Below are 4,760 nucleotides of genomic sequence, written 5' to 3' on the forward strand. Positions count from 1 at the left end.
TTAGGGTAAAACAACAATCTCCAGACTCATACAGCATTATTACTTAGTCAAATCGTCAGCGCTTACACTGTCATCTAATTTAATTTCTCTTCATCGCCCTCCTTAACTGTCAATCAACTGACAATAACTCGCCCATTCCCCACTCCCTGCCCCACTGCAAGATAGTGCGACAATAGATGTTTTCGCACCACTGGCAGCAAAAAACACACCTCTTCAACTAAGATATAGCTTGAGTATTAAACTTCCTAAATCTCTGCTGCGCTATCACCAATGACATCGATCCATCCTGAAAATTTGAGTGTTCTAGAAAACTCGCTGGCGTTAGCGATCGGAGAAGACTTTTCTCTAGAAAATGACCCCGATGTTATCCAGCAGTTGATTGGTGATAAGCGATCGCTGAACACCAAGCGCGAATACCAAAAAGATTTGAAAGATTTCTTTCTGTTTGTCGTTAAGAAAGAACCCAGCCGGGATTTGGTTCTAGAGTTTCTTCACCTGGAACAACGTCACGCCGTTGCTGTGGTTCTCAAGTACAAAGCGCACCTGATTAAGAAAAAACTGGCTGAAGCTACGGTGAATCGTCGCCTTAGTGCTATCAAGTCAATGGTTGAGATGGGGCGACGGCTGGGAGTCTGCAATTTCTCCCTGGATGATGTCAAAGGTGAAAAGGTTGAAACCTACCGTGACACAATGGGCATTCCAGCCGAGGACTATGCTTTAGTGATAGCGTTGGTTGACCGCAGTACCCTTAAGGGCAAGCGCGATTATGCCATTATGCGGTTACTTTGGGATAATGGCTTGCGTCGTCAGGAGATAGTCAATTTAAATGTGCATGACTTCAACGCCAAGGAAAAAACTCTTGCAATCCTGGGTAAAGGCAAGGGTAGCCAGAAGGAAGTTCTTGACCTATCGGAAAGAACCACCGACGCAATCTCCGGTTGGATCAAAGCCAGTAAGAAGAAACGTGGTGATAACCCGCTTTTCACCGTGCTGGCCTATCACAAGAATGGAGCGAGATTAACAGGGGAGGCAATCAGGCGACTGGTGGATGGGCTATGCAAGCAAGCCGGAATTACTAAGAAGATGTCACCCCATCGTGTCCGCCACAGTGCGATTACTACAGTATTGGATCTGAATAATGGCAACTACCGTGCTACCCAGCGCTTTAGCAGACACGCCCAAGTGCAAACTGTTTTGAAGTACGACGATAACCGCCAGCGTTTACAAAAGCAGATGAGCGACTCAATATCAGAACTCATCTAGAAAAAACCTAAAAATCTTGACCAGCCGGATTTAAATATTATTAAGAAGCAAATTGTGGGGATTTTCGAGTAGAAAATGATTATCAACTTTTACTAAATCACCTGTGCAGCGAATTGGTAAACGTTCCTGATAAGCTTTAATGGCTAAGATATAATCATGGTCTGCTAGTTCTGTTTTGATTTCTCGTAATTTATCAAAAACTTCACCTAGTAAAGTAATTTCTCCACTCAGTTGTTCAATTGATGGAGTGGCAATTTGCATGACTACACCTTGCATGGTGAAGTTGGGATAATTGGTAATAAATTCGCTTAATATATCAACTTGGTCACGATTTTCTACTGTCTCCAATGTTTTTAATATATCGCTGATTCTTTCGGCATAATCTCCTAAATTATGTTGGAGAGGTAGCAAGATTTCATATTCATCAGCAGTAGATTTTTTCAGTCGCCAAATTGCCCCAGCATCATTATATATACGCCCTGTTTCATGCCAACCAGTAGCTAGCAAGTGTGCCTGTAGCACATCAGGGTTAACAGTTTTGAGTATTTCACTATCTTTGATAGTAACTTTCATGGCAAATCTCCAAAACTAATGCGTTGAATGATGGATTGGAGTGATAGGGGTGTCAACTGATTACTACGGGGTATTTCAATAGTAACATTGGTTGTATTTTCGGTGTCTGGCATTTCGCGCAAGGATACCCAGTAACCACAATGTCTAATACAAAGTTCATCTTCGGTTTGTTTTAACCAGTCTGTTATTTGTTCTGGAACTAAAACGACTACTAAAATTCGAGGGACAAGGGCATTGATTTTTAAATCATTATAATTTTTGAGATTGAGGGGATATTTAATATAGTTTTCCTCAAGAATATCTCTAGCTGTACATTTTAGTTGTAGTTCTAGTCTAGGGGAAAGGATTTTACCTGTACCACCTCTGCTAACTATGCCTAAATCTACGCTGTCGTTATCAACTTCTGGTCTATATAAAGAATAACCTGCAACGGCGGCGATGGCTCTAATATAGGTGATGCTAAATTGTTCTTTTTGTTGGTTGATATCCATTAAATTACAAATTACAAATCAAGCTAATGCCAACAGCATTGATTGTTACTCAAGCAAGATGCTTTTTTTTGAATGCGCTAAGAGAACTTTTGCATCATCGACTTCGCCCGTCGCATATTTGCCACTTGTTGCCTGTAATCATTCTTCGTTATCGCTTCAGATAACACTGCACTGAGAAATTCTGGATTTGCCTCACAAAACTCAAACATGGCTTCAATCAGAACCTCTCGACAAATGCCGTTCTCCCGACACACCTCTTGTAGGCGTGAGCTTACTCCCTGCTCCAACCGCAGCGTACTCTGCTTTGTTTGCAACGGCTGTTTAGATATAGTAGCCTGATTTTCGTCAGTTTCAGGTATCTGATATTCTTGGTTTCTAGATGTCGAGGTATCTGGACTTCCAGAAGCTAGTGAAGTATCTCGACTTTTGACAGAAGGACGGCTCCGCTGCTTCAATCGCTCTAGTGCATCACTCATGAGTTAACGCCTCAATAATTTGCTCAAACGGATATTGCAGGTCGGATTGCCCCAGGTCTGACAACAACTTGCCTTGTCGGATTGCACTCTTAAACTTCTCAGACTCGCGGATGCTCGGTAAAATTGGAATGTCTTGAGCAAACTCTCGCATCGCTTCAATATTTTGCCTGCCTTCTAAGGTTTGGGTATTTCCTACCCAGCGATCGCGAAAAGGAACTATCCCTAATACTCTCCCTGTAAATGCCATCAAGTTGGATTGTTCTGTTAAGAAGCTCAGGGTATCAATTAAGCTGTTGGTTCCCTTAACGTTGGCTTCGACGGGGATGATGACATAATCAGACGTTCCCACCGCTGTTAGGCATAGTTGGGAGCGTGATGGTTGCACGTCAATCAGGACATAATCAAAGATATTGGCTACAGATTTGAGGCGTAGTTTGAGGATAAATGCTCCCGTACCACTGCTACTGAGGAAATCTGAAACCTTAAACAGTCCCCTATCTGCTGGGATCAGAAATAGATTTTCATGGATGGTAGGGTAAATACCATCTTCTGTTGTCACTTGCCCAGTTAGCACTTCAAATAAGCTCGGCTGGTTTGGGTCTACCTCGTGATTTAAATAAAAAGTCAGATTTGCTTGTGGATCTGCGTCGATAGTCAACACTCGTAAGCCAAGTCGTGCTAGTAGCAGTGAGGTAAAGAAGATAGTGGTTGTTTTCCCCTGTCCACCGGAGAGGGAGATGCATGAGCAGGTTCGCATGGGTTAAACCCCCAATTCGATATACCAGAGCATACAAATATTAACTCTAACTGTCTAGATATTTAGATATCAATACCAAAAGATATCTAGGCATAAAGATACCTATAAGTCTAGATATCTCGAATCGTGTAACACCCCAATCTGATAGGCATAAAGATACCTATAAGTCTAGATATCTCGAATCGTGTAACACCCCAATCTGATTGTCTGTGGCATGGTGGCGGGTTTGAGCCAGAACATAGGGTACAAGCAATTAGCGAGTTGATTACAGATTTGATTCCAGGACTTGGTTTTAACCCTGCTACTGATGTCCAAGTGCTTTCCCCCATGTCACGGGGATTAGTCGGTACACGCAATCTCAATCATGTATTGCAACAATTGATTAATCCCCCTAGCCCTGAAAAAATTGAAGTAACCAGGGGTGGAACTATTTTTAGAACAGGCGATCGCATTATCCAACTCACCAACGACTACCAACGGGAAGTTTTTAATGGCAATGTGGGATTTATTACCACAATAGATACTGAGGAACAGGAAGTAATTGTACAGGAACAAGAATCGCAAAAGTCTTATTATGTAAGGATTATAGATTATTCTCTGGCAGAAGTGATAAAAGAGGGTTAATCAATAACTACTCTTTAAGCAGCTTTAGGAACGCTCTGGAGAGAAATTTCTTTGGCGATCTTGATGTGTCTAGCGAGCAGAAATAGTGGGAACATAACACTAACAGCAATAATGGCTGACATAATAATATACAACCAGAAATATCGAATACCGACACGTTTTCCCTCAATCGCCATAAATATACACGTTGCCAAGCTAACCAAAATCAAGTCGTTGGTGAGAGACGCAGCAGCAGCATTGACGTAGGCTGCACGAAAAAAGTCCGCGAAATAAGCATTACTAGGCTGGGTCATGAATGCAAGATTGTTGAGCCAAGTCGCTGGTAATGCCGCCAACGCAATGAGGATATAGGAGGCACAAATGAGTTTATCTTTGATGTTCATGGTCAGTAGATTCTGATTTTTCTGTACGTTCAGATCAATTCTATTGAACAGTAACTTGATGGGCTGCTTTGAAACAGAATTTATCCCCTAGCTGTAGCGAACTGCAAACATAAACGCTTCAAACCGCAAACAAGGCGATTTTGAAACCACATTAACTGCAAATAAGGGGGGTCTCAAAACCACATTATTTGCA

Annotated in this window: 6 protein-coding genes and 1 pseudogene; 2 read left to right on the top strand and 5 right to left on the bottom strand. The window is 42.1% G+C overall.

Going from position 1 to position 4,760, the window contains the following annotated elements:
• The first annotated feature begins 270 nt into the window (after positions 1-270).
• Positions 271-1,263, top strand: a complete 993-nt coding sequence (locus tag H6G86_RS37705; RefSeq protein ID WP_190938661.1) for a tyrosine-type recombinase/integrase — start codon at positions 271-273, stop codon at positions 1,261-1,263.
• A gap of 30 nt (positions 1,264-1,293) precedes the next feature.
• Here the strand turns inward: H6G86_RS37705 and H6G86_RS37710 are convergent, their stop codons facing one another.
• The 4 genes from H6G86_RS37710 to mcdA all read right to left on the bottom strand — a co-directional run bounded on the left by H6G86_RS37710 (position 1,294) and on the right by mcdA (position 3,560).
• Positions 1,294-1,836: a hypothetical protein gene (locus H6G86_RS37710; RefSeq protein WP_190938662.1), complete on the bottom strand. Its 543-nt coding sequence runs from the start codon at positions 1,834-1,836 to the stop codon at positions 1,294-1,296.
• Complete coding sequence (locus H6G86_RS37715; RefSeq protein WP_190938663.1) at positions 1,833-2,327, bottom strand: DUF4365 domain-containing protein; 495 nt, start codon at positions 2,325-2,327, stop codon at positions 1,833-1,835. Before H6G86_RS37715 ends, H6G86_RS37710 begins: the two co-directional genes overlap by 4 nt.
• 77 nt (positions 2,328-2,404) lie before the next feature.
• Positions 2,405-2,803, bottom strand: coding sequence for a carboxysome distribution maintenance protein McdB (gene mcdB / locus H6G86_RS37720; protein WP_190938664.1), 399 nt, complete (start codon positions 2,801-2,803; stop codon positions 2,405-2,407).
• Positions 2,796-3,560 (bottom strand): carboxysome distribution maintenance ATPase McdA, encoded by a 765-nt coding sequence (mcdA, locus tag H6G86_RS37725; RefSeq protein WP_190938665.1) that lies wholly within the window; start codon positions 3,558-3,560, stop codon positions 2,796-2,798. The genes mcdB and mcdA overlap by 8 nt, the downstream gene beginning before the upstream one ends.
• Positions 3,561-3,752: 192 nt before the next feature.
• Between mcdA and H6G86_RS37730 the strand changes: the two are divergent.
• Positions 3,753-4,163 (top strand): annotated as a pseudogene (locus H6G86_RS37730) (SF1B family DNA helicase RecD2); the annotation flags it as partial.
• 35 nt (positions 4,164-4,198) lie between these two features.
• Here the strand turns inward: H6G86_RS37730 and H6G86_RS37735 are convergent.
• Complete coding sequence (locus H6G86_RS37735) at positions 4,199-4,567, bottom strand: DUF2834 domain-containing protein (protein WP_190938666.1); 369 nt, start codon at positions 4,565-4,567, stop codon at positions 4,199-4,201.
• Positions 4,568-4,760 lie beyond the last annotated feature (193 nt).

This window comes from Nostoc sp. FACHB-133 (assembly GCF_014698055.1).
Taxonomy (GTDB): Bacteria; Cyanobacteriota; Cyanobacteriia; order Cyanobacteriales; family Nostocaceae; genus Nostoc.

Excerpts from the sequence above, each read along its gene's own strand:
- H6G86_RS37705 (WP_190938661.1), top strand. The coding sequence starts at position 271 with ATGACATCGATCCATCCTGAAAATTTGAGTGTTCTAGAAAACTCGCTG.
- H6G86_RS37710 (WP_190938662.1), bottom strand. The coding sequence starts at position 1,836 with ATGAAAGTTACTATCAAAGATAGTGAAATACTCAAAACTGTTAACCCT.
- H6G86_RS37715 (WP_190938663.1), bottom strand. The coding sequence starts at position 2,327 with ATGGATATCAACCAACAAAAAGAACAATTTAGCATCACCTATATTAGA.
- mcdB (WP_190938664.1), bottom strand. The coding sequence starts at position 2,803 with ATGAGTGATGCACTAGAGCGATTGAAGCAGCGGAGCCGTCCTTCTGTC.
- mcdA (WP_190938665.1), bottom strand. The coding sequence starts at position 3,560 with ATGCGAACCTGCTCATGCATCTCCCTCTCCGGTGGACAGGGGAAAACA.
- H6G86_RS37735 (WP_190938666.1), bottom strand. The coding sequence starts at position 4,567 with ATGAACATCAAAGATAAACTCATTTGTGCCTCCTATATCCTCATTGCG.